The sequence below is a fragment of the Sorangium sp. So ce448 genome, assembly GCF_051520915.1.
GTDB classification, from domain to species: Bacteria; Myxococcota_A; Polyangia; order Polyangiales; family Polyangiaceae; genus Sorangium; species Sorangium cellulosum_B.
Map to the genome: position 1 here is coordinate 10568219 of NZ_CP150343.1, position 23423 is coordinate 10591641.

Sequence of the window (23423 nt, forward strand, 5' to 3'; positions counted from 1 at the left end):
GCCCGAACGAGGCGCTGCGACCTCGAGCCACGCAGAAACCGTGCTAGACCCCGAGCCAGCAATGACCCGAGCTCCGGTGCGCCGACCCCTGCTCGCCATCTCGCTCGTCGCGCTCGTCGCGGGCTGCGATGAGCCCGCCCTCCAGGTCCCCTCGGACGCAGGAGATCCGGTCTTCGGCCTCACCGCCGAGCAGTCGGCGCGCGTGCTCGCGAAGGTCGGGGACAGGGTGATCACGCTGGGCGACTTCGGCAGGACGCTGGAGCGAATGGACCAGTTCGATCGGCTCCGGTACCAGACGAAGGAGCGGCGCCGCGAGCTGCTCAGCGAGCTCGTCGACGCGGAGCTGCTCGCGCTGGAAGCCCGGCGCCGAGGCCTCGACAAGGACCCCGCGGTCGAGGACACGATCCGGCAGATCCTCCGCGAGGCGATGATCGCCCGGGCGCGAAAGGGCCTGCCCGCGCCGGCCGACATCCCCGCGTCCGAGGTGCGCGCGTACTACGAGGCGAACGCCGACAAGTTCAGCGAGCCCGAGCGCAGGCGCGTCGCCGCCATCGTCGTCGGCGACCGAGCGCTCGGGGAGAAGGTCCTCAAGGAGGCGCAGAAGGCCGGGAGCAGCAGCGCGTGGGGTGAGCTCTTCCTCAAGCACTCGCTCACGGCGCCGAAGGACAAGAGCGCGGCCCCGCCGCTCGATCTCGCGGGAGAGCTCGGCATCGTCAGCCCGCCCGGCGATCTGCGCGGCGCCCACCCCCGCGTCCCGGAGCCGGTCCGCGCGGCCGCCTTTCGCATCGGCGGCGTGGGTGCGGTCGGCGATGAGGTCGTCGAGGCCGACGGACGGTTCTTCATCGTCCGCCTGAGCGGGCTCACCAGCGGGCACCGGCGCGAGTTCGCGGAGGCCGAGCGCTCGATCCGGGTCGCGCTCCTCCAGCAGAAGATGCAGGACCAGGAGCGCGCTCTCGAGGACGAGCTGCGGAAGAAGTTCCCCGTCGAGATCAACGAGGCGGCGCTCTCTTCGGTCAAGCTGCCGGAGCAGCTCATGCAGACCGGGAGCGCGGAGCAGCCCGATCCCGCGAAGCCCCGCACGCCACAGCCGGAGCCGTCCGGCGCTGCCGCGGCGCCGTCGAGCGATGCGGGCAAGTAGCGAGCTCGTCGCCGCCGCGCGGCTCGCCCGGCGATCCGGCGAGGAAGGCGCGGACGCCCGCGCCGTCGCGCTGCCGGAGCGACCGGAGCCGCTCGCCGCGAGCGCGCAGCAGGGGGCGCGGCCAGCCCGCGTGAAGACGCGGAAGAGCGACTGGACATGGCAGCTGCGTCACGCGCTCTCGAGCGCCGACGAGCTCCACCGGGCGCTGTCGCTGACGCCGGAGGAGCTCGCCGGCGCCAGGCGCGCCGAAAAGGCGGGGCTGCCCATCCGCGTCACCCCCTATTACCTGAGCCTCTGCGACAACGGCGATCCGGCGTGCCCGATCCGGCGGCAGTGCGTGCCGCTCGCCGACGAGGCCGCCGAGGTGCCCGGCGATCTCGTCGACCCCCTCGGCGAGGTCGCGCACGAGGTCGCGCCCCACCTCGTGCAGCGGTACCCGGATCGCGCGCTGCTCCTCGCGACCGACCGCTGCGCCGTCTACTGCCGCTTCTGCACCCGATCACGCATGGTCGGCGACGGCGGCGGCGCGGTGGCGCTCGAGCGCCTCGCGCCGGCGATGGCGTACCTCGAGGCGCACCCGGAAGTGCGCGACGTCATCGTGAGCGGCGGCGATCCCCTCGCCGTCTCGACGGATCGCGTCGTGCGGCTCATCGCTCGGCTACGGCAGATCCAGAGCGTGGAGACGATCCGGATCGCGACGCGCGTACCGGTCACGCTGCCGCAGCGGATCACCGTGGAGCTCGTGCGCGCGCTCAAGCCGTACCACCCGCTCTGGGTGATGACGCACTTCAACCACCCGAAGGAGCTCACGCCCGCCGCCGAGCGCGCGTGCAAGCGCCTCGCGGATCACGGCTTCCCCGTCATGAACCAGACCGTGCTGCTGCGCGGCATCAACGACGACGCGACGACGCTGGCCACGCTCTTCCGGGGTCTCGTGCGCTGGCGGGTGCGCCCCTATTACCTGCTCCAGATGGACCCCGTGCGCGGCACGGCGCACCTGCGCACGCCGCTCGCGACCGGCGTCTCCCTCATGGAGCAGCTCCAGGGCCGGCTCACCGGCATCGCGCTGCCGAAGCTGATCGTGGATACGCCCGGCGGGATGGGCAAGGTGCCCATCGGGCCCGACTACGTCGTCGACCGCCGGCCCGGGCGCACCGTCCTTCGCACGCATCGCGGCGTCGAGGTCGAGTACGTCGACCCCCCGGCGGGGCCTGGCGGCTGAGCCGCCCGCTCAGCGACCCGGGCCTCGCGAGAGCGGCTTCGCGACCCGGAACGACAGGTTCAGCGCCCGCGCGATCCCGAAGAAGCGGGTGCGCGACGCGCTCCTGCACTGCTGCGAGTCCGCGGCCCAGCTCCCGGAGCGGGCGATGCGCCACGGCGGCGCGTCTCCGCCGGCGTCGGCGGCCGATTCGAGCTCACCCGACGTCTCCGCCCACGATCTCTCGCCGTTCACGTCGGCGACCCACTCGCGCACGCCGCCCGCCATGTCGCGCACGCCGTAGGGCGAGGTGTCGATGGGAAAGGTCCCTACCGGCTCTGGCTGCGCCAGGAACGGACGCGACGAGCGCATCAGACAGAACGTCGGGTCGAAGTGATCTCCCCACGGGTAGAACCGGCCGTCGGTCCCGCGCGCCGCCTTCTCCCACTCCAGCTCGGTGGGCAGCCGGATCTCGATCCCGTCGCGCTCGCTCCGGAAACGGCAGTAGGCCACGGCGTCGAACCAGTCGATGAGGATGACCGGCAGGTTCCAGAGGTGCCCTTCCTCCGCCGGGAACCGCTTCTGCGCGTCGCCCTCGACCACGCTGGGCAACGGCTCCCAGCCGCCGCTGCTGGCGGGACGCGCGACGTAGCCCTCGGAGCCGCGCGTCCCGTGCGGCGCGCGCTTGAGGGCGAGATCGAGATCGCGCGTCTCGAGCTCGTTCAGGAACTCGCAATACTCGCGGAAGGTGACGGGGAACTTCGCGATCGCGACGTCGGGGACGTGGAGCTCGGCGCGGCGGAGCGGATCGTAGGCGTGCGCGTCGCCGCCCGCGATGAAGGTCCCGCCCGGGATGTACACGAACCCCTCGCCGATCTCCGCGTCGGTGTAGAGGTTCACCTCGACGCGGTGGTGGGTGCCCCGCTTGAGCAGCAGCGGGTAGCGCACGTCCCGACAGCCGGCGCGTTTCAAGATGAAGAGGTAGCTGCCCGGCTTGAGGTGCACCTCGCGGAACGGCGTGCGGCCGAGCGAGCGCTCGTCGCTCGCCACGAGGATGCGATCCTTCTCGACGTAACGGTACGCAACGACGCTCGCGCCGGGCGGCGACGAGTCGAACGAGAGGACCGAATCGGCGGTGAGCAGCGCTGCGTAGCGGCCCACGTCGAACTCCGCCACGAGCGCCTCGTGGTAGATGCGCGCCGCGTGCTGGTGCTCCTGGTCCGCCCGCACCGCGCGCGACCAGTAGAGGTCCGCGAGCCCGGCGCGCGCCTCGACCAGGTCCGGATCGTACGCCAGCGCCTTCGTGTAGAGATCGATCGCCTCCGCCGCGGCGCGCGCCTGCTCGCGCTCGACCCCGGCGGCCCTGTCCTCGAGCTGCCACCCCGCCCGCTTGCGCTCGATCGCCTCGTACTCCTTCACGTCCTTGAGCAGCCGCCGCGCCTCCTCGACGAGCCGCTCGCGCTCGCCGTCGAGCCGCCGGTCACGCTCGAGCGGAGCCTTGGCGAGCTCGCAGAGCTTGATCGCCTCCTCGCGGCGGCGCATCCGCTCCTTGGCGCCCTCGAGGAACGCCTCCGCCTCCGCCGCGACGCGGTCGGCGGTCGGCGGCCGCTGATCAGGATCCTTCGCGAGCATCGCCAGGCAGAGGTCCTCGAGCAGCAGCGGGCAGCTCGGCGCGATCGAGCGCGGCGGCCTGGGGTCGCGCGTCTGCGTCGCGAGGATCACGGCGAGGACGGTGGGCGCGTCGAACGGGTGCTCGCCGGTGAGGATCTCGTAGAGCACCACGCCGAGCGCGAAGATGTCCGCGCGGTGATCGATCCGCGCGTGGTCCCCTCGGATCTGCTCGGGCGCGATGTAGCCGGGCGTGCCCGAGAGCGCGCTCGCGATCGCCTCGTGCCGCCTCCGGCCGAAGTCCTGCCCGCTCGGATCGACGGAGATCGGCTCGCTCACCTCCGCCCTCGAGAGCAGCTTCGCGTTGCCCCAGTCGCCCAGGTAGACCTCGCCGTAGTCGCCGAGCAGCACGTTCTCCGGCTTGATGTCGCGGTGGGCGACGCCTCGCCGATGCGCGTAGGCCAGCGCCCGGGAGATCTGCACGAACGCGCCGATGAGCCGGACGAGCGGCCATTGCCTGCGGAGCTCGGGGTTCGTCAGCACGTTCTGCAGGCTCTGCCGCTTGACGACCCGCATGGAGTAGTACGGCTGGCCGTTCGGCAGCGTGCCGAGGTCATAGACCGGGATGATGTTCGGGTGCTCGAGCTGGGCCGTGATCCGCGCCTCGGTCCGGAAGCGGTTGCCTACCGCGGAGTCCTCCTCGGCCCCCGGCTTCAAGGTCTTCAGCGCGACAACGCGCCCGATCTCCCGATCGCGCGCCTTCACCACCTTCCCGGCGCCCCCGGCCCCGAGCGCCTCGCCCACCTCGTACCGGGTGCCGCCGGAGTTCACGGCGCGCGTGGCGGAGGTCGCGAGCGTCGGGAAATCGGCCCCGACGTCCTCTCCAGGCAGGTCGATCTCCCGCTGCGTGTCGAAGCGCAGCGCGTCCTGGTCGTCGCTCTGCGGCGAGAGGGCGCGCGCGACGGGCGGGCTGCGGCCCTCCTGCTCGAGCAGCTCCGGCAGCGCCGCCAGCTGCTCGGGCGTGAGGATCCCCTCGAAGAGCTCCTGCGGCGTCGACGCGCCGCCGAGGGTCCATCGGCAAGCCATATCCCAAAGGGCGTTGGGCTCGATGAGCCCTCGCGCCACGGCGGCGACGGCCAGGGCACGAGCCTCACGAGTCTGAGCGAGCTTCACTCGAGCGACCTCTCGTCCGAAACGATCTCACCCTGCGACGCGAGGCGGAAGGCCACGCTGAGGCCGTCGAGCGCAAGCCGCCGCGAGCCAGGAGCGCGTGGCGCTCCCGCGAACGATCGAGGGCTGCCGGTGACGCTGTTCCGTGCGCATCTCACGAGGCGCCGCACGTCAGTTGCCGTGGCAGGCGACCGCTCTGCTGCCACGCCGGCCCGAGCTGCCCGGTTCGAAGTCGCGGCGCGGCGGGTCCGCAGCGGCGATGGCGGCCCCCCCGTCCCGGTCTTCAGATGGTCTACGTATCGGGAATTCCTGCATTTACCATCGGGAGCTGAGCGCCGTTCAGCGTACGTGGTGTCCCCTCGCCCGCGCAAGAGAGTAGGGCGGAGCCGCTCGAGGGCCGCGGTCATTTTTCGTCGCAGGTCGCGCGCGCCTCGCACGTCCCCAGGTCTCCACGTCGCGCGCGTTTCGCGGGTTTCGCGGGTTTCGCATGTTTCGCATGTTTCGCATGTTTTGCGCGGTTCGCACGTTTCCGCCGGCCTCGCTCCCTTGTCGTACAAGCGGCAAGGGGTCGTCGCCGTGGCGTCGCGCGGTCGCGCGCGGCGGGATTTCGATCCCTCCGGGGGGCATGGTGGGGCGCCGGGGTCGACGACGGCCGCCGCCGCTCGACAAGGAACAGGGCGGGCTCATCACTCAAGGAGCGAAGCTCCTCTATGTGTTCGCCGGAGCCACCGTGCCCGAGGCGACGGTGATCCCCCGCAAGGCCTGCGGCGGCGCTTACGACGTCATGGCCTCCAAGCACATCCGGGTCGATTACAACCTCGCCTTCCCGACGGCCGAGCTCGCGATCATGGGTCCGGAAGGCGCGGTGAGCATCGTGTACCGCTGCGAGATCCAGCAAGCGGCCGACCCGGCCGCCGCCCGCGCACGCTTCGTCGGCGACGACAAGGCGAAATTCGCCAACCCGTACAAGGCGGCCGAGCTCGGCTTCATAGACGAGGTGATCTTCTACCCGCGCATGCTCCGCACTCGACTGGCTCGAGCCCTCGACCTCCTGCGCGACAGGCGGGACAAGAACCCACCGAAGAAGCACGGAAACATCCCGCTTTAGCAGAATTTTGCGGCAGCTGCGGGCCTGTGAGAGCCGTGCTCCGGGAGAGATCAGCGAGCAAACCGCTTAGAGCGCCACGGCAGGTGGGTGCTGGGGCGAGCGACGCCGTTGCGCGGCCGATCCCGAGCGTGTAGAAACGACTTGCGTGGCTGTTTTTCTTTGAACTCCACGCGCGATGCTTCTCTCTGACCGACGATCTGCACAGGTGCACCCGGGGGCCGGTCGCAGGAAAACGGGTGGTTTGGCAGGCATCCCGAGCGTTGGGGGGGCGCCGAGTACACGAATGAAGGGTCGGTTGGGTTCTGTGGAGGTATTGAGCATGAAATCTTGGGTATTCGCTGCGGTTTTGATTTCCGGCTGCGCCCTCGTGGCTTGCGGTGACGACGGCACCACGCCGTCGAGCTCCAGCACCACCAGCAGCAGCGGGAGCAGCAGCTCTGGCGGCGGCAACGGCGGCAACGGCGGCAACGGCGGCAATGGCGGCTCCGGCGGCAGCGGCGGCGCCGGCGGAGAAGGAGGCGCGAGCGCCACGAGCACTTCCTCGACGGGTATCCCGACCTGTGATGACACCGAGGACACGTGCGGCCGCGACACGAATACGGGCTGCTACAAGTGCGCCATCGATGGGCCGTGCAAAGAGGTCCGCCAGGCCTGCGTGGACAGCAGCGATTGTATTGACGTGGTGGTGTGTATCGATGACTGCGCCGCGGAGGAAGACCCGGCCACGTGCATCGAGACGTGCCGCACGAACAAAGCGGCCGGGGTCGCGGCCTACGACGCCCTCCTCACATGCACTGTTTGCGAGGAGTGCGCCGAGAGCTGCGATGCCGCCGGAGAGCCGGTATGTGGCCTGTGAGCTTCTGACAACAGCAACGCATCTCCGAAGGGGGCGCCAGATGGCCGCCCCCTTCGGCCTTTTTACGGGCCCAGCCGCGACGGACACTTCGCCCACGCCGGCCGTCGAGGCTCGGCAGCCGGCGCAGGGCGGCGCGGGGCACGATTCCGGCGGCTCCGGAGCAGGACGGACGCGGCGGCGCGCCAGCGGGGCCGAGGGAACGGGGCAGCTCGGGCCCCGGGCCGGGACCGGGTGCGCCTCCTGACGGACGTCGCCCCAGCCGGCGCGCCCTCGCCGCCGTGCGGGCGCCTCAACCGGCGCTCCCGGCCAGGGCCTTGGCCCAGCGGCAGGCGCCGCCGGTCCGCGGGCCCGGCGGCAGGCGCCGTCGAGCCAGAGCGGCGGAGACGCGAGGTAGCTCACGCGCTGGCGGCCGGCCTGCCTCGGCGACCTCCGGTCCCGGGCCCCCAATCGCGCAGCATACTCCGGGTTGCGCCTTCATGGGCCGGGCAACCCGTGGTAACGCTTGGCGGCGCCGCCGATGTGCGGCATCCGACATGGGAAAGAACCTTCTCGTCATCAATGTGGACATCCGCGAGACACGCGTCGCGCTGATCGAAAACGGGATCATCGCTGAGCTGCATCTCGAGCGGGAGAGCTCCAAGGGGACGCTCGGAAACATCTACCTCGGCAAGGTCAGCCGCGTTTTGCCCGGAATGCAGGCCGCGTTCATCGACGTGGGGCTCGAACGAGCAGCCTTCCTGCACGTCGAGGACCTCATCCGGCCCGACGATTTCGAGGCGTACCTGGCTGGGCACCGCCGGACTGTCGAGGAAGAGCGCGCCTCCTCGCGAGGCCGCGCCGCGCGCGGCAGCGAGGCGCCTAGACCTGATGAAAGCGAGGTGCATGAGGTATCGGGCGCAGAAGCCGCGCCCGAGAGCCCCGACCTGACGCCCGGACGACACGAGCTCCGGGAAGGAGCGGACTTCGGGGCGGAAGAAGGGTTCGATGCCGGCGGCTCGGTCGATGCCGGCGGCTCGCTCGACGAAGGGAGCGACGTGCCGATCGAGCTGCCCACGGCGCTCGACGTGCTCGGAAGCCCCTCCGGCCAGGCCTTCTCCGGCGTGGGGACGATGGTGGCGCTCGACGAGGCCGACGACTCGGAGCCGGAGCCGGAGATCGACGACGGGCACGAGCACGACGGCGCGGACGACGACGACGAGGAGCTGGTCGCGCCAGGCGGAGACAGCGACGCCGACGAGGCCAGCGACGAGGAATCCGGCCCCGACGAGGCGAGCATCGAGGACGAGGACGAGCTCGACGCGCCCGGCTACGACGTCGAGCCTGCCTCCCCGGAGGACGCCGCGGACGCGTGGAGCGCGGCCGAGGAGCATCCGGAAGCGCTGAGCAACACCGCGGACAGCGGCGAGACGGGAGCGCATGAGGCGAGCGCGTCGGACGAGCCCGCCGCGCACGGCGCTGCCGGCGACTGGCCGGCCGGACAGGAGGCGAGCGCGCCGCCGGTCCCGGAGGCCGCGGCAGCGGCCGAGGGCGATGACGTCCCGCCGGCAGCGCGTGCGCGCAGCGGGCGCACGCGCGGACGGCGCGAGGCGCGCGTGCGCCGATCGGGACGGACGCGCGACCGGCGCGCCAACCTCGAGGGCGACGCCGCGCTCGCGGAGGCGGCCCCGGCGGAAGCACGCGAGGCGCCGCGCGAGGGGCGCGAAGGCCGCGAGGCGCCGCGCGAGGGACGCCAGGCCCCGCGCGAAGGCCGCGAGGCGCCGCGCGAGGGACGCCAGGCCCCGCGCGAAGGCCGCGAGGCGCCGCGCGAGGGACGCCAGGCCCCGCGCGAAGGCCGCGAGGCGCCGCGCGAAGGGCGCGAGGCGCCGCGCGAAGGGCGCGACCGGGGCGGCAAAGGACAGGGCGGGCGCGAGGGGCGCGATCGCGAGCAACGCGGGCGCGAGCAGCGGACGCGAGAGCGCGGGCGCGAACAGTCGCGGGACGGCAAGGGCAAGAGCGCAGCGCGGGGCCAGCAGAGCTCACGCAGCTGGCAGAACGAGCCGCCGCGGATCTCGAAGTCGACGCCGATCCGCGAGGTCGTCCGCGAAGGGCAGGAGGTCATCGTCCAGGTCTCGAAGGAGCCGATCGGGACGAAGGGCGCCCGGGTCACGAGCCACATCTCGCTGCCCGGCCGCTATGTCGTGTACCTGCCGACGGTCGATCACATCGGGATCTCCAAGCGCATCGGCTCGGAGAAGGAGCGATCCCGGCTGCGGGACGCCATCGAGGCGATGAAGCCTCCGCAGGGCGGGCTCATCGTGCGCACGCTCGCCGAGGGCCTCACGAAGAAGCAGCTCAAGGCCGACGTCGGCTACCTCGTGCGCCTCTGGGGCGAGGTGGCGAAGAAGCGGGAGAGCGGCGTGAGGGCGCCTGCGGTGCTCTACACCGAGCTCGACCTCGTGCTGAAGACCGCCCGCGACCTCTTCACCGACGACATCGAGAAGATCGTGATCGACGACCGCGAGGAGTACATCCGGCTGCGGCGCTTCGTCGAGATGTTCATGCCCGAGCGCGCCGACGCGGTGGAGCTCTACGAGGGGACGGAGCCGATCTTCGACGCGTACGGGATCGAGGACGAGATCCAGCGCGCGCTGTCGCGGAAGGTCCCGCTGCCCTCGGGCGGGCACCTGATCATCGACCAGGCCGAGGCGCTCACCGCGATCGACGTGAACACAGGGCGGTTCGTCGGCAAGGGGTCGAAGGACCTCGAGGAGACGATCCTGACCACGAACCTGGAGGCGGTCGAAGAGATCGCCTACCAGCTCCGGTTCCGCAACATCGGCGGGCTCATCATCCTCGACCTCATCGACATGGAGCGCGCCCAGAACCGGGAGAAGGTGCGGCGCCGACTCGAGGAGCTGCTCTCCAGGGACAAGGCGAAGACCACGCTGAACCGGATCTCCGATCTGGGCCTCATCGAGATGACCCGGAAGCGGACGCGCGAGAGCCTCGGGCGGACGATCCTCGAGCCGTGCTTCTACTGCGACGGGACGGGCCAGCTGCAATCCAAGCAGACCGTCGCCTACGAGATCCTGCGGCAGATACGGCGCGAGCGGATGAACCTGCCCGGCTACTCGGTCGTCGTCAACGCGCACCCGGCCGTGATCGATCTGCTGAAGAACGACGAACGCATCGCCGTGCAAGAGGCGGAGCGGCTGTTCCAGCGCCGGATCGATCTCGTGCCCCGGAAGGAGTACCACCTCGAGCAGTTCGATCTGCAAGGCAGGTAAGGCGTCATGGTGGACGATCAGGGTTCTCCGGAGAGCAGCGACGCGAAGACGGGACGCAAGGAAGAGCGCGTCACCATCAACAAGGAGTTCGAGTCCTACGACGCGTTCATCAACGAGTACGTGACGAACATCTCGCGGACCGGCGTGTTCGTGCGCTCGAAGACGCCGCTCGCCGTCGGGACGAAGGTGAACCTGCGGTTCACCGTGATCATGGACGACATCGAGACGGTCGAGGGCGTCGGCGAGGTCGTGCGCGTGCACGACGATCCGCAGGGGATGGGCGTCGTCTTCACCGAGCTCTCGGGCTACTCGCAGGGGCTCATCGACAAGCTCCTGACCAGCCAGGGGCACCGCACCTCGAAGGGCTAGGCGGAGGGGCGTCGGCGATGTTCACCGGGCTTGTCGAGACGATCGGGGTCCTCCGCCGCCGGAGCGGCGGCGCCGTGGCCCGCGCGCTCGTGGAGGCGAGCCTCGGGCCGCTGACGCTCGGCGAGTCCGTGAGCGTGAACGGCGCCTGCCTCACGGTCGATCGCATCGCGCCCGGCGGCTTCGAGTGCGACATGTCCGCCGAGACCCTCGGCCGCACGACGCTCGGCGCGCTGCCGGTCGGCGCGCGCGTCCACCTCGAGCGCGCGACGCCGCTCGGCGCGCGGATGGGGGGGCACGTGGTGCTGGGACACGTCGACGGGCTCGGCCGCGTCGTCGAGCACGCGCGGGCCGGCGACGCGATCCGCCTCCGGGTGAGCGCCCCGCCCGAGCTCGCGCCGTACCTCGCTCCCAAGGGCTCGATCGCGGTCGACGGCGCGAGCCTCACGCTGAACGCCGTGTCCACGCCAGGCGCCGCCGAGATCTGGTTCGAGGTGATGCTGGTGCCGCACACCATCGGCCGGACTCTCCTCGGAGAGCTCCGCCCCGGCGCGGCCGTCAACCTTGAAGTTGACGTGCTCGCGCGCTACGTGGCGCGGGCGCTCGAGGTCGCATCGCTCGCCAGCGTGAAGGGCCTCTCGAGCCAGGACACGCGCGGCGGCGATGCCTCCGCCGAGCGCGGAAATACGGGAGAGCATGCGGATCACGACGAACGACTCCTCGCAAAGCTGCGCGCGGGGGGATTCTGGTGAGGCTGTGTCAGCCGCCTCGAGCGGCAGGCTCGACCAGGACATGACCTCCGGGGGCCCGATGCCTCACCGGCTGACCATCGACAAAGCGGTCCTCGACCGGGTGAACACCGCGCTCGATCACATCCGCGCGGGCAAGATGGTGATCCTCGTCGACGACGAGGATCGCGAGAACGAGGGGGATCTCTGCATGGCTGCGGAGGCGGTCACCCCCGAGGCGATCAACTTCATGGCGATGCACGGGCGCGGGCTCATCTGCCTCGCCCTCGATGAGGAGCAGGTCGCGCGCCTCGAGCTGCCGATGATGTCCGCGCCAGGGCGGAGCGGACCGCCGCTCGGCACCGCCTTCACCGTCAGCATCGAGGCGCGCACGGGGGTGACGACGGGGATCAGCGCCGCCGATCGGGCGCACACGATCCGGGTCGCGATCGCGCGCGACGCCGCGCCCGAGGATCTCGTCACGCCGGGGCACGTCTTTCCGCTGAAGGCGCGCCGCGGGGGCGTGCTCGTGCGGACGGGGCAGACCGAGGGGTCCGTGGATCTCGCGCGCCTCGCCGGGCTCCGGCCGGCGGGCGTGATCTGCGAGATCATGAACGACGACGGCAGCATGGCCCGCATGCGGGATCTCGAGGTGTTCGCCGCGAAGCACGGCCTGCTGATCGTGACGGTGGCGGACCTCATCCAGTACCGGCTCCAGACCGAGCGGCTGGTCCGCTGCGTGGGCGAGCGGACGCTGCGGCTCGATCTGACGGGCACGGAGTGGACCGTGTACGTCTACGAGGTGATCAACGAGCAGCGGCAGTTCCTCGCGCTCACCAAGGGCGCGGTGGCGACGCCGGACCCCATCCTGTGCCGCGTGCACTCCGGGTCGACCATCGCGGACCTCTTCAGCTCGACGCCCCTCGACGGCGGCTCGAACCTGCGCGAGGCGCTCCTCGCGATCGAGAGCGCCGGCGTCGGGGTGGTCGTCTACATCCCGTCGCGAGGGGACCTGGGCCGCGAGCTGGAGCTGCTGAAGGGCTCGGGCTCCGACGAGGCGCTCCCCGTCGTGAAGACGCAGCAGCCGTGGACGCTGCGGGAGTTCGGCCTCGGCGCGCAGGTCCTCGCGGACCTCGGGGTGCACCAGATCCGGCTCCTCACGAACAGCCAGCCGAAGATCGCAGGGATCACCGGGTACGGGCTCACCGTGATCGAGCGGGTGCCGCTCGTCTCGATGAAGGGCGAAGCCTGACAGACGGGCGCGCTCGTTCGCTGGTAAAAGGACGCTCGGACAGGATCGCGATCGCAGCGATCGCGCATCCCGCGCGGCAGGAGAGAGGAACGGCGGATGGCAGAGCAAGCGGTCGGGCAGGCACAGGCGAGGGTGATCGAAGGGAACCTGGTGGTCCCGCCGGGGGCGCGCTTCGCGCTCGTGGCGAGCCGCTTCAACCACTTCATCGTCGACCGCCTGGTCGAGGGCGCGCTCGACGCCATCGCGCGGCACGGCGGCGCGCTCGGTCGGACGTCGATCGTGCGCGTCCCGGGCGCGTGGGAGATGCCCACCATCGTGGGGAGGCTCGCGCACAAGAAGAGCGTCGACGCGATCATCACCCTGGGCGCCGTGATCCGGGGCTCGACGCCGCATTTCGACTACGTGGCGGCCGAGGTCACGAAGGGGATCGCGACCGTGTCGCTCCAGACCGGGGTGCCGGTCACGTTCGGGGTGCTCACGACCGACTCGATCGAGCAAGCGGTCGAGCGGGCCGGGACGAAGCATGGCAATAAAGGGTGGGAGGCCGCCGTCAGCGCGATCGAGATGCTCGCGCTCGGCGCCGCGCTGGACACCGCTGGCCTGTAAACGAAGGTTCTGAGAGATGGGTGCGCGCTCTACCGGCCGCGAAGCGGCCTTGCAGATGCTGTTCGCGGTGGAAGCTGGCGGGAGCTCGGCGCCCCGCGTCGTCGCGGCCTTCTGGCGCGAGACGCCGGGCGATCCCGAGGGACGCGCCTACGCGGACGAGGTGGTGGTCGGGGTCGCCGAGGATCTCGCGGCCGTGGACGAGGCGATCCGGAAGGCGAGCACGAACTGGCGCCTCGAGCGGATGGCGCGCGTCGATCGGAACGTCCTCCGGCTCGGCGCGTGGGAGCTCATGAACCGCCCGGAGGTGCCGCGCGCGGTCATCCTCGACGAGGCGGTCGAGCTCGCCAAGCGCTACGGCAGCGAGGAGAGCGGCGCCTTCGTGAACGGCGTGCTCGACCGGATCGCCGAGAACCTCGGCCGCGTCGACCGGGATCGCTGAGCGTCACGGCGCGCCGTCGCTCGGGCGCGCGTCTCGCTCACCACTTCAGCCAGGCGACCGTCACGCCGTCTCCGCCCTCGCTCGGGCCGCCCGGGCGGAGGCGCGCCACGTAAGGGCTCCCGCGCAGCGCCTCGCGGACGGCGTCGCGCAGGGCGCCCGTGCCGTGCCCGTGGACGAAGAACGTGACCTTGCGGCCCGCGCCGAGCGAGCGATCGAGGAACTGCTCGGCCATGGCGACCGCCTCGTGCGCGCGCAGTCCGCGGAGATCCACGGTGTTGTCCGCCGTCTGGATCGGGACGTCGGGGTCGGCGGCGGCGTCCAGATCGACGCGGCGCTGCGGGGGCGCCGCGGCGGCCGGCGGCGCGCCGGTGCCGCGCAGCTCGGCGATCGAGGTCGTGAGCTTGAGCGAGCCGGCGGTGACCCGCAGCTGGCCGCCCGAGAGGATCTCCACCACCTCGGCCTCGGCCCGCAAGCGAGGCACGTAGACGCGGGCGCCGACGCGGATGGCGGCCGGATCGATCGCCGGCCGCGCCTGCGGCTCGTCCTTCGGGCGCAGCTCGAGCTCGCCGCCGATCGACGTCTTCTGCCCGACCGCGTCCATGGCGCGAGCGGCCGCGCGCACGTCCTCCTCGGTGGGCTTGCCGCGCAGGCGCGCCTGCGCCGCCTTGAGGTCCTCGCGCGCGCGCCGCAGGCTGGCGAGCAGCGCCTCCCCCTCCCGCGTGATCACGCCGCGCTCCTTGTCCCGGAGCCGCTCGATCTCTGCCTCGAGCTCCCGCCGCTTCGCGCGGGAGGCGGCCACCTCGCGCTCGGCGTCCTCGCGCGCGAGCTCGAGCGCTCGGCGCTCGGCGGAGAGCTTCTCGACCATCTGCTCGAACGTGACCGCCTCCTTCGTGAGGAAGCGCTCGGCCCGCTCCAGCACGGCGCCCGGGATGCCGAACCGCCGCGCGACCGCGAGCGCGCTCGAGGCGCCGGGTACGCCGACGACGAGCCGGAAGGTCGGGCTCATGGTGGCGAGATCGAAGCCGACCGAGGCGTTCTCGAAGCGCTGATCCCCGAGCGCGAGCGCCTTGAGGCCCTCGTAGTGCGTGGTGCTGGCGACGGTGCCCCCGCGCGCGCACAGCGCGTCGAGCACGGCCGCGGCGAGCGCCTCGCCCTCGCGCGGATCGGTGCCGCCGGCGAGCTCGTCGAGCAGGACGAGCGCGCCGGGGCGCGTCTCGCCGAGGATCAGCCCCAGGTTCTTCACGTGGGCGCTGAAGGTCGAGAGGTTCTTGTGGAGGTTCTGCTCGTCGCCGACGTCGGTCAGCACGACGTCGAAGAGCGCGACGCGAGAGCCGTCCCTGGCCGCGACCGGCAGGCCGGCGCGCACCATCAGCGCCGCGAGCCCGAGCGTCTTCAAGGCCACGGTCTTGCCCCCGGCGTTCGGTCCGGAGACGATCATCGCGCGGCCCGCGCTCATCGCGAGGTCGCTCGCGACCACCTTCACGCCGTCGAGCGCGAGGAGCGGGTGGCGACCCCCGATGAGCTCGATGGAGGTCGGCCTCGATCCGCCCTCCGAGGCGCCCCGCCCCGCCCCGAAGGCGTCCTCCGGGATGTCCGGGAAGGTGAGGTCGAGGTCCTCCGCGAGCCGCGCCGCCGCGGCCCGCACGTCGGCGTGGGCCAGCGCGCGGGCGGCGGCCGCGACGCTCTCGACGTCCTCGGCCACGCGGGCGGTGAGCGCCGCGTAGATCGCCATCTCCTCGCGCGCGACCTCGGCGTCGACCATCTTCATCCGGTTGCCCGTCTCGACGAGCACCCGGGGCTCCACGAACACGGTGGCGCCGCTCGCGCTCGTCGCGTGGACGATGCCGGGGAAGCGCTCGTGCGCGTCGGATCGCACCGGCAGCACGTAGCGCCCGTCGCGCTCCGTCCAGTAGCGGTCCTGGAGGATGTCCTCGTGCTTCTGGATGAGGTCCTCGAGGCGCCGGACGAGCCGCTCGCGCACAGCGCGCCGCTCCGCGCGAAGCGCCTCCAGGCGAGGCGACGCGCGATCGGCGAGCGTGCCGTCCGGATCGAACGCCGCCGCGAGCTCGCGCGCGACGGCGTCGAGCTCGGGGTTGGTCGCGCACGCGGCGTGGAGCGCGGGCGCGATCTGACGCCGGTTCTGCAGGTACTGCCGCGACGTCCGCGCGGCTTCGAGGAGGCCGAGCACGGCGCGCAGCTCCTCGTTCGCGAGCGCCGCGCCGATGCGGGCCCGATCGAGCGCGTCCTCGAGCTCCGCGACGTCGCGCGACGGCACCGGCTCCCCGGCCCGGGCGAGCTCCACCGCCTCGCGCACCTCCGCGAGCGCGGTGAGCGCCTCGGCGCGCGTCGACGCGAACGGCAGGGCCCGGGCCAGCCGCTTCCCGCCCCGGGACGCGCATCGCTCCGCGAGCGCCTCGAGGACGCGATCCCACTCCAGGTCGGCGCGGGTCTTGGTGGGACAGGGATCTGCGAAGGGCCCTTCGGGGTCGTAGTCCATCACGCTTCGGTCGGATCGCGGGCCACGCCGCCGGCCCCGCTCGGCATCGGGTTCTGCTCCTTCTCGAGGTAGCGGAAGATGGTGCGCGGGTCGACGCCGAGGTCGCGGGCCGTCTGCGTGCGGTTGCCGTTGTTGCGCTCGAGCGCCTCCAGCACGTACCGCCGCTGGAACTCCTCCTTGGCCTTCTCCAGCGGCATGATGGCCGTCTCGGCGCCCGGGCCGAGATCGAGGTCCTCCACGGCGAGGAGCGCCTGGTCGCAGAGGACGAGCGCCTTCTTGATGCGGTTCTCGAGCTGCCGGATGTTGCCCGGCCAGGGGTACTTCTTGATCGCGGAGAGCGCGGCCGGGCTGAAGCCTCGCACGGCGCTGCCGAGCTCGTCGGCGTACTTCGAGAGCAGGACCTTGGCGATGATGAGCACGTCGTCGCCGCGCTCGCGGAGCGGCGGTAGCCACAGGTTCACGACGTTGAGCCGGTAGTAGAGATCCTCCCGGAAATTGCCGGCGCGGATCTCCTCCTCGAGGTTCCTGTTCGTGGCGGCGACGATGCGGATGTCGACCTTCTCGGGCTTCGAGTCGCCGACGCGGAAGACGACCCGCTCCTGGAGGGCGCGGAGGAGCTTCACCTGGAGGTTCAGCGGCAGCTCGCCGATCTCGTCGAGGAACAGCGTGCCCTTGTCGGCGACCTGGAACTTGCCCGGGCGGCTGGCGATGGCGCCGGTGAAGGCGCCCTTCACGTGGCCGAAGAGCTCGCTCTCGATGAGGTTCTCGGGGATCGCGCCGCAGTTGATGGTGACGAAGGGGCCGCCGTCGCGCGGGCTGCGCCGGTGCAGCTCCCGCGCGATGAGCTCCTTCCCGGTCCCCGTCTCGCCCGTGATGAGCACGCTGATGTCCGTCGCCGCGACCTTCTGCAGCTTGCGGAACACCTCGAGCATCGACGGGCAGGCGCCGATGATCTCGCCGAACTTCTTGTCGTGCAGCTCGGCGACGAGCTTGGCCTTGTCGGCCCTGAGGGCGTTCAGGAGCATCGCGTTCTGGAGGATGAGCGAGGCCTGGGACGCGAAGATGCTGAGCAGGTCGAGCTGGGCGCGGTCGAAGAGGTGCTTGATCTTGTCGTTGCCGACGTAGAGCGCGCCGATGATCTGGCCCTGCGACAGGAGCGGCGCGCACATCACGCTGGAGAGCTTCATCGCGATCACGCTGTCGCTCCGGCCGAACTGCGTGTCGGCGAGCGCGTCCGAGACGATCACCGGGCGGCCCGAGACGATGACCTGACGCACGATGCTGTCCGAGATCCCCCCGGCCGCGTCGGTGATGGCCTCCTTGCGGATGTTGCGCGACGCGCGCACCGCCAGCTTGCGATCGTTGCCAGCGGCCGGAGCGCCGCCGCTGACCGCCGTGTCGGCCGCCGCCTCCGCCCCCTCGAGGAGCAGGAGGAAGCCCTTGTCGGCGTGCGTCAGCTCGATGACGTCATCGAGCATCGCCTCGAGGAGCTCGTCGACGCTGCGCCGGTTGATGAGCTTCTCGCTGAAGGCGAACAGCTTGCGGACGCCGGCGAGCTCCGACGAGCCCTGCAGCGGCGCGGGCCGCTCCGCCCCGCCGTCGCACGCCGGGAGCCGCTCCTGGACGGTCGGCGCCTCGGCGAACATCGAGAAGCCGACCTCGACCGCGCCGAGCTGGAGCCGGTCGCCGTGCACCAGGCGGGCGCGCCGCTTCTTCTTGCCGTTGATCGCGATCTCCCCGTCGCGCTCGCACTCCTCCAGCACGAAATCGCGTCCGTCGAACACGATCTGCGCGTGATGGTCCAGCACCCCTGCTCCCGCGACAGCGACGTCGTTTCCGAGCGCCTTGCCGATCGTCGTGACCGGTTTGTGGACGCTGTACAGGCGTGGCGCGCCCTCGGAGGGGAAATACTTCAGGGTCGGCATCGAGGGCAGCATAGCAGGCGTGCCGCGGCCTCATGCAGCCGTGTTGGACCGCACACCGCGGCTTACCAGAGCTCTCCGACGACGACGGCACCGAGCCCGCCTCGATAGGGCGTGAGGCTGCCGCCGAGCACGCGCGCGAACGGGGGACGGCCACGATCTTCCTGGTCGTCCAGGGCGACGGAGGCGCTCGAGTCCGGCCTCCCGAGGAACAAGGCGCCCGCGACGAGGCCGAGGGTGCCCGCCGCGCCCTGGGCGATGAGGCCGCGGCGGGGGTCATGATCGCTCCCGATGTACGCGAGGTAGATGGGCAACGACACCACCGTGCCGATGCCGAGCCCGCCCCACATCCACGCGAGCTGGTTCCACGAGGGCGTCCACGCGACGGACAGGCCGACGGCGCCCGCGGTCGCGACGTTGAACCCGATGAGGCCCCCGAGCGAGATGCTGTCGTTCGACTCGCTCCAGTCGCCGTTGCTGGCGGCGGCCCCGAACGCGCTGCCGATGAGCGAGCCCCAGACAGCGCCCGAGGCGACGAACATGTTGGTCTGCGGCTTGGGCCGGAGGAGATAGTAGAAACCCCAGCCCGCCGCGCCGCCGACGGTGGAGCCGATCACCTCGGCGGTCGCGAGCCCGAGGAAGCCCCACTCCTTGCCCTTGCGCGCGCTGACGTACTGGTAGGACGCGATGCCGAGCCCCTCGCCCGCGCCGATCACCATGCCCGTGGCGATCGCGGACGGCATGCCGCGAGGCATCGGCGGCGAGTCGAGGAAGTAGACGCCGACCGGCGCCGCGACGCCGAGGAGCGCGGGCGCGATGAACTGCGCGCCGGGATCGTCGATGCCGGCGAGCGCGTCGATCCAGATGCCGGTCCCCACGCCGTACGCCACGGAGGTGGCGTAGAGGTAGCCGACCTCGAGCGGCGTCGATTTGGGCTCGCTCTTCTGCTGCGGGGCGTACCCGTAGCCGCCATACTGGCCTCCGTACTGGCCTCCGTACCCGCCGCCGTACTGGCCTCCAACCTGGCCGCCGTACTGACCGCCGTAGGCGCCGCCCTGCTGACCACCGTAGGGCGGCGCGCCGTACTGGGCAGCGGCCGTCGAGCTGACGCTCGACAGGAGGAGCGCGGAGAGGAGACTCACGAGAGATCGCGTATGCATCGCGCCGCCACTTTACACGCTCGCGAGAGGCGAGGCGCGCGGCGGCGCGAGAAAGCGCCTTCCCGCGAGCCGGCCCCGCGTCTCACTCTCTCGTGAGGGCGCGGGTCATGAGGTCCACGACGGCCTGCTGCGGCGGCTTCCCCTCGTACAGCATCCGGTACACCTCGACCGTAATCGGCGCGCTCACGCCCAGCTTGTCCGCGAGGTCGTGCGCGCTCTTCGCGGTCTTCACGCCCTCGGCGACATGGCCGAGGCCGGCGAGGATCTCGTCGAGCTTCCGTCCCCTGCCCATCTCGATCCCGACGGTGCGGTTGCGCGACAGCTCGCCCGTGCACGTGAGCACCAGGTCGCCCATGCCGGAGAGGCCCGCGAGGGTGAGCGGGTTCGCCCCCTTCGCCGCCGCCACGCGGCCGATCTCCGCGAGGCCGCGCGTGATGAGGCCGGCGCGCGCGTTGTGGCCGAAGCCGAGGCCGTCGCAGATGCCGGCGGCGATGGCGATGACGTTCTTGAGGGCGCCGCCGACCTCGACGCCCACGACGTCATCGGACGAGTAGACCCGGAACCTGTCGGTCGCGAACATGCGCTGCACCGCGTGCGTCTCCCGCTCGCTCCTGCCAGCGACCACGACCGTGGTCGGCTGGCCGGACGCGACCTCGCGCGCGAAGCTCGGGCCCGACAGGTACGAGAGCCGCGGCTCGGCCTCGCGCCCGAGCTCGTCGACCAGCACCTCGCTCATCAGCATCAGCGAGTCGTTCTCGATGCCCTTCGTCGCGCTGCACACGAGCGCGTCGCGGTGGATGTGCCGCCCTGCCTCCCGGACGACCTCGCGCAGCGCGTGCGACGGGACGACCACGACGGCGAGCTCCGCGCCGCGGAGCGCGTCCTCGAGATCGCCCGTCGCCCGAAGGCTCGCGGGCAGCTCCACGCCCGGCAGGTACCGGTCGTTGTGGCGCTCGCGGCCGATGCGCTCGGCGAGCTCGCCGTGATGCGCCCAGAGCGCGGTGGGGTTGCCCTTGTCCGCCAGCAACTTCGCCAGCGCCGTCCCCCACGCGCCGGCCCCGATGACTGCGACGTTCGCCATGGCAGTGACCCTATCACCACCCGCGCGCCGGGGCCGACAGCGGCGCGCCTCACGGCGCGCCGCTCGACCCGCCGGCGCGGCGCTCGACCCGCCGGTGTTTCGACTATGCTGCGCCCATGCTCTTCCGCACCGCCGCGCTGCGCGCGCTCGGCCTCGCGCTCTGCCTCTCGCTGCTCGGAACGGTGTGCGGCGCGTGCGGCCAAGGGGCGCTCGGCGTGATGCCCGGCGTCGTGAACGATCCGGGAAACCTGTCCCTCCGCAGGGCCATCCTCGCCTTCGCGACGAGCCAACTCTGCACCGAGATGCGGAAGCGGAGCGTGCCGCTGCGCCTCCGCGACGAGGATCCGGTGACGGGGCGGTTCTACCCGGGCTCGTGCGTCGCCCAGGAGCTCGCGAACGGGCACCTGCTCCTCCAGTTCGGGGGGACCGGCGTCGTCTGGACGAACCTGACGAAGCGCATGAGCTTCGATGCGAGCGCGGCCGTCGAGTACGACCACGACTTCCTGATGGATGGCGACACGATGTACGTGTACTTCCGCCAGCGCTCGACGACGGCGGCGAGCTTCACGACCAAGCTCATCGAGCAGCCCGCCGCGATCTCGCTCGGCGGCGTGTCGCTCGCCCAGGGCAGCGCGTACGCGAACGCGCTCGGCGCCCAGCTCCTGAAGACCGAGATCGCCAGGGGGTTCACCGTCATCCGCGACGACGACGGCGCCGTGCAGTTCGGGCTCGGCATCATCGAGAAGGGGCAGCGGCCCGACGCTCCGTACAAACGCCGCGACAACGGCAAGCTGCTCCTGGCAAACGAGCGCACCGAGGTGCACCAGGAGCAGCGCGATCACATCGGCCCGCTGGAGATCACGGGCAGCGACGAGGCCCTGACGCTCACGGTCGCCGTCGAGGGCGCGCCCGGCGTGGACGTCATCCTCGTGCCTCGAGGCACCGGGGAGCCGTGGCTCCAGGCGTACCTGACGCAGCCCGCGCCGGCGCCCCTGACAGCGGCGGCCCTGCTCGACGAACCGGTGTACTCCGGCGCCCCCTGGCGGCGGACGGTGTCGCTGCCCAAGGGGCAATACTACCTGGTCATCGACAACACGAGCGCCGCGGGGCGGACGCAGCCAACGACGTACGCCCGCGACGACCGCGCGGCCCTCGTGAGCTACGCCGTCGAGGTCGGAGACGCGCCCTGACGAGGGCGAACGAGGACACGCGGGCGACGACGCCGACGGACCGCGCGTCGCCCGCCACGCCTGCGCACTTGCCGCGGCGAGGGGCGGCGTATACATAAGCTCTCTCTTGCCGCCGCGCCCCGATGATCAACCCCAGAGCGTCCCGTCGGTCGCGGCCAGTCGGCCCGCAAGCTCGGAGTTCAAACCCTCGATGAGGGGCAGCGCGAGCTCGGAGCCCCGCGCCAGCGCGGCCAAGGCGACAGGCGGCGCAGACCCGCGCTCGACCGGCAGCTCTCCTCCGCCAGGGGGCAGGGACGGCCGGGCGCCGCTGCGCTTCCTGTTCCACCTCGTGTGGATCTGCATCGTTCCCTTCGCGCTCGCGGTCCTGAACGTCTGGCTGCTCACCCCGCCGGCCCAGGGAGGGAGCTCCCAGCCGCTCCGGGTCTTCGTCGGCGAGCAGCAGATCCCGGCGGGCATCGTGCTCTTCACGATCTTCGCGATGATCTTCTGGCGGTTCCGCCACGAGCTGCCGTTCGCGTCGGCGATCGGCGTCGGCGGCCGCCGGGACATCCCGCCGAAGGCGCGCGCCCGCTTCGAGGACGCCGCGGCGCTCCTCGAGGAGGCCCACCGGATCCTGCGCAGCCGCAAGCGTGACGTCGAGCGCGAGCTGACGAGCGGCGAGCGCGAGCAGGTGACGCAGGCGATCGCGGCCCTCGAGCGCGCGATGAGCGCCGAGACGTTCGACGCCGACGAGTTCGACGCCGCCCACAGCCGCGCCGATCGCGCGGTCGGCGAGCACCTCGGCCGCTGGCGCAAGGGCGAGATGCGCGAGTACGCGGAGTCGATCGGCATCGCCGTGGCCGTCGCGCTCCTCCTGCGCGCCTTCGTCGTCGAGGCGTTCAAGATCCCGAGCGGCTCGATGATCCCGACCCTCATGGTCGGCGACCACATCTTCGTCAACAAGTTCACCTACGGCCCGCTCATCCCCTGGACCGACCAGCGCCTGTTCCCTCGCCTGCCGCCGTCGCGCGGCGACGTGATGGTGTTCAAGTTCCCCGAGAACAAGGAGCAGGACTTCATCAAGCGGACGATCGCCGTCCCCGGCGACACGCTGGAGGCGATCAACGGCCGCCCCGTCATCAACGGCTGGCTCGTCCCCCACTGTCACGTCGGCCCCTACCACTACGAGGGCCGGCAAGCGGAGCTGTTCGTCGAGTACCTCGGAGACAAGTCGTACTTCACGCTCTACGAAAAGAACCCCGACGGCATGATGTGCGTGGAGAGCGACGACTGCACGCCGGGCTCCTCGTGCCGGGGCGGCATCTGCGGTGATCTCCAGGGCCCCTTCAAGGTGGCCGCTGAAGAGGCGTGGGTGATGGGCGACAACCGCAACAACAGCCACGACTCGCGCAGCTGGCGCGGGGGGCTCGGCGCGGGCGTGCCCTTCGATCACATCAAGGGACGCGCGATGTTCGTGTGGATGAGCTTCGGCCCCGGCGGCGGCATCGCGCAGGATCGCCTCTTCGTGAACGTCATGGGGCGCCCGAAGCTCCCCGGCGCCCACGAGGCGACCCTGCACGACGGCCTCGAGAAATGCCTCCGCGAGCGGCCCCCCGTCTCCGAGACGACCCCGCCGCCCGCGCCGCCCGCGCGCCCCCAGTCGAAGCGCCGCTGAAGCCGCGCCGACAGCGCGTGGGAGCGCAGTCCACCCGACGGCGCGCAGGCGGTCCTTGTGCGCTCGCGGTCGACGCGGCGAGTCATCCGGTCCAGGGCGACGGAGCTGACGGTGCGCCCGGGGCGCCTCGAGATCGAGCCGAAGAGGCCGAGCGGAGACGCGGGAGACGTGGGCAGCCCGAGCG

Annotated in this window: 16 protein-coding genes and 1 pseudogene; 12 read left to right on the forward strand and 5 right to left on the reverse strand. The window is 71.7% G+C overall.

Annotation, left to right across the window (positions count from 1 at the left end; all coding sequences use genetic code 11):
- The first annotated feature begins 61 nt into the window (after positions 1-61).
- Together WMF45_RS39825 and WMF45_RS39830 are read left to right on the forward strand one after the other, a co-directional pair.
- Positions 62-1138 (forward strand): peptidylprolyl isomerase, encoded by a 1077-nt coding sequence (locus WMF45_RS39825; protein ID WP_437711196.1) that lies wholly within the window; start codon positions 62-64, stop codon positions 1136-1138.
- The gene (locus WMF45_RS39830; protein WP_437711198.1) at positions 1125-2360 is read left to right on the forward strand and encodes a KamA family radical SAM protein; all 1236 of its coding nucleotides are present in this window, start codon (positions 1125-1127) and stop codon (positions 2358-2360) included. Before WMF45_RS39825 ends, WMF45_RS39830 begins: the two co-directional genes overlap by 14 nt.
- Positions 2361-2369: 9 nt before the next feature.
- Here WMF45_RS39830 and WMF45_RS39835 read toward each other — a convergent pair whose 3' ends face one another.
- A complete protein-coding gene (locus tag WMF45_RS39835; RefSeq protein WP_437711200.1) occupies positions 2370-5030 on the reverse strand; it encodes a protein kinase domain-containing protein in 2661 nt (886 codons plus the stop codon).
- A 739-nt stretch (positions 5031-5769) separates the two neighbouring features.
- On the opposite strand from WMF45_RS39835, the pseudogene WMF45_RS39840 reads away from it, so the two are divergent.
- The 8 genes and pseudogenes from WMF45_RS39840 to nusB form a co-directional block, all read left to right on the forward strand.
- Positions 5770-6222 (forward strand): annotated as a pseudogene (locus WMF45_RS39840) (carboxyl transferase domain-containing protein); the annotation flags it as partial.
- 319 nt (positions 6223-6541) lie between these two features.
- The gene (locus WMF45_RS39845; protein WP_437711202.1) at positions 6542-7078 is read left to right on the forward strand and encodes a hypothetical protein; all 537 of its coding nucleotides are present in this window, start codon (positions 6542-6544) and stop codon (positions 7076-7078) included.
- A gap of 533 nt (positions 7079-7611) precedes the next feature.
- Entirely contained in the window at positions 7612-10344 is a 2733-nt protein-coding gene (locus WMF45_RS39850; protein ID WP_437711203.1) for an Rne/Rng family ribonuclease, read from the forward strand.
- Between the two features lie 6 nt (positions 10345-10350).
- A complete protein-coding gene (locus WMF45_RS39855; RefSeq protein WP_272102827.1) occupies positions 10351-10713 on the forward strand; it encodes a PilZ domain-containing protein in 363 nt (120 codons plus the stop codon).
- A gap of 17 nt (positions 10714-10730) precedes the next feature.
- Positions 10731-11462 (forward strand): riboflavin synthase, encoded by a 732-nt coding sequence (locus WMF45_RS39860; RefSeq protein WP_437711206.1) that lies wholly within the window; start codon positions 10731-10733, stop codon positions 11460-11462.
- A gap of 4 nt (positions 11463-11466) precedes the next feature.
- Entirely contained in the window at positions 11467-12690 is a 1224-nt protein-coding gene (ribB, locus tag WMF45_RS39865; RefSeq protein WP_272102825.1) for a 3,4-dihydroxy-2-butanone-4-phosphate synthase, read from the forward strand.
- A 96-nt stretch (positions 12691-12786) separates the two neighbouring features.
- On the forward strand, positions 12787-13296 hold the full coding sequence (gene ribH / locus WMF45_RS39870) for a 6,7-dimethyl-8-ribityllumazine synthase (RefSeq protein ID WP_272102824.1): 510 nt from the start codon (positions 12787-12789) through the stop codon (positions 13294-13296).
- Positions 13297-13312: 16 nt separating this feature from the next.
- On the forward strand, positions 13313-13735 hold the full coding sequence (gene nusB, locus WMF45_RS39875; RefSeq protein ID WP_437711208.1) for a transcription antitermination factor NusB: 423 nt from the start codon (positions 13313-13315) through the stop codon (positions 13733-13735).
- A gap of 37 nt (positions 13736-13772) precedes the next feature.
- Here nusB and WMF45_RS39880 read toward each other — a convergent pair whose 3' ends face one another.
- From WMF45_RS39880 to WMF45_RS39895, 4 genes are all read right to left on the reverse strand, one after another.
- Positions 13773-16232 carry an endonuclease MutS2 gene (locus tag WMF45_RS39880; RefSeq protein WP_437711210.1) on the reverse strand — a complete coding sequence of 820 codons (2460 nt, stop codon included), beginning with the start codon at positions 16230-16232 and terminating at the stop codon, positions 13773-13775.
- A complete protein-coding gene (locus WMF45_RS39885) occupies positions 16232-18169 on the reverse strand; it encodes a sigma 54-interacting transcriptional regulator (RefSeq protein WP_437711212.1) in 1938 nt (645 codons plus the stop codon). Before WMF45_RS39885 ends, WMF45_RS39880 begins: the two co-directional genes overlap by 1 nt.
- 50 nt (positions 18170-18219) lie before the next feature.
- Positions 18220-19314 (reverse strand): hypothetical protein, encoded by a 1095-nt coding sequence (locus WMF45_RS39890; protein ID WP_437711214.1) that lies wholly within the window; start codon positions 19312-19314, stop codon positions 18220-18222.
- 82 nt (positions 19315-19396) lie between these two features.
- The gene (locus WMF45_RS39895; RefSeq protein ID WP_437711216.1) at positions 19397-20395 is read right to left on the reverse strand and encodes an NAD(P)H-dependent glycerol-3-phosphate dehydrogenase; all 999 of its coding nucleotides are present in this window, start codon (positions 20393-20395) and stop codon (positions 19397-19399) included.
- A gap of 116 nt (positions 20396-20511) precedes the next feature.
- On the opposite strand from WMF45_RS39895, the gene WMF45_RS39900 reads away from it, so the two are divergent.
- Together WMF45_RS39900 and lepB are read left to right on the forward strand one after the other, a co-directional pair.
- Complete coding sequence (locus WMF45_RS39900; protein ID WP_437711218.1) at positions 20512-21585, forward strand: hypothetical protein; 1074 nt, start codon at positions 20512-20514, stop codon at positions 21583-21585.
- 190 nt (positions 21586-21775) lie between these two features.
- Complete coding sequence (gene lepB, locus WMF45_RS39905) at positions 21776-23239, forward strand: signal peptidase I (protein WP_437711220.1); 1464 nt, start codon at positions 21776-21778, stop codon at positions 23237-23239.
- The last annotated feature ends 184 nt before the right edge of the window (positions 23240-23423 follow it).

Bases quoted from the DNA above. Each gene is read 5' to 3' on its own strand.
- WMF45_RS39825 (WP_437711196.1), top strand. From the start codon at position 62: ATGACCCGAGCTCCGGTGCGCCGACCCCTGCTCGCCATCTCGCTCGTC.
- WMF45_RS39830 (WP_437711198.1), top strand. From the start codon at position 1,125: ATGCGGGCAAGTAGCGAGCTCGTCGCCGCCGCGCGGCTCGCCCGGCGA.
- WMF45_RS39835 (WP_437711200.1), bottom strand. From the start codon at position 5,030: ATGGCTTGCCGATGGACCCTCGGCGGCGCGTCGACGCCGCAGGAGCTC.
- WMF45_RS39845 (WP_437711202.1), top strand. From the start codon at position 6,542: ATGAAATCTTGGGTATTCGCTGCGGTTTTGATTTCCGGCTGCGCCCTC.
- WMF45_RS39850 (WP_437711203.1), top strand. From the start codon at position 7,612: ATGGGAAAGAACCTTCTCGTCATCAATGTGGACATCCGCGAGACACGC.
- WMF45_RS39855 (WP_272102827.1), top strand. From the start codon at position 10,351: ATGGTGGACGATCAGGGTTCTCCGGAGAGCAGCGACGCGAAGACGGGA.
- WMF45_RS39860 (WP_437711206.1), top strand. From the start codon at position 10,731: ATGTTCACCGGGCTTGTCGAGACGATCGGGGTCCTCCGCCGCCGGAGC.
- ribH (WP_272102824.1), top strand. From the start codon at position 12,787: ATGGCAGAGCAAGCGGTCGGGCAGGCACAGGCGAGGGTGATCGAAGGG.
- nusB (WP_437711208.1), top strand. From the start codon at position 13,313: ATGGGTGCGCGCTCTACCGGCCGCGAAGCGGCCTTGCAGATGCTGTTC.
- WMF45_RS39880 (WP_437711210.1), bottom strand. From the start codon at position 16,232: ATGGACTACGACCCCGAAGGGCCCTTCGCAGATCCCTGTCCCACCAAG.
- WMF45_RS39885 (WP_437711212.1), bottom strand. From the start codon at position 18,169: ATGCTGCCCTCGATGCCGACCCTGAAGTATTTCCCCTCCGAGGGCGCG.
- WMF45_RS39890 (WP_437711214.1), bottom strand. From the start codon at position 19,314: ATGCATACGCGATCTCTCGTGAGTCTCCTCTCCGCGCTCCTCCTGTCG.
- WMF45_RS39895 (WP_437711216.1), bottom strand. From the start codon at position 20,395: ATGGCGAACGTCGCAGTCATCGGGGCCGGCGCGTGGGGGACGGCGCTG.
- WMF45_RS39900 (WP_437711218.1), top strand. From the start codon at position 20,512: ATGCTCTTCCGCACCGCCGCGCTGCGCGCGCTCGGCCTCGCGCTCTGC.
- lepB (WP_437711220.1), top strand. From the start codon at position 21,776: ATGAGGGGCAGCGCGAGCTCGGAGCCCCGCGCCAGCGCGGCCAAGGCG.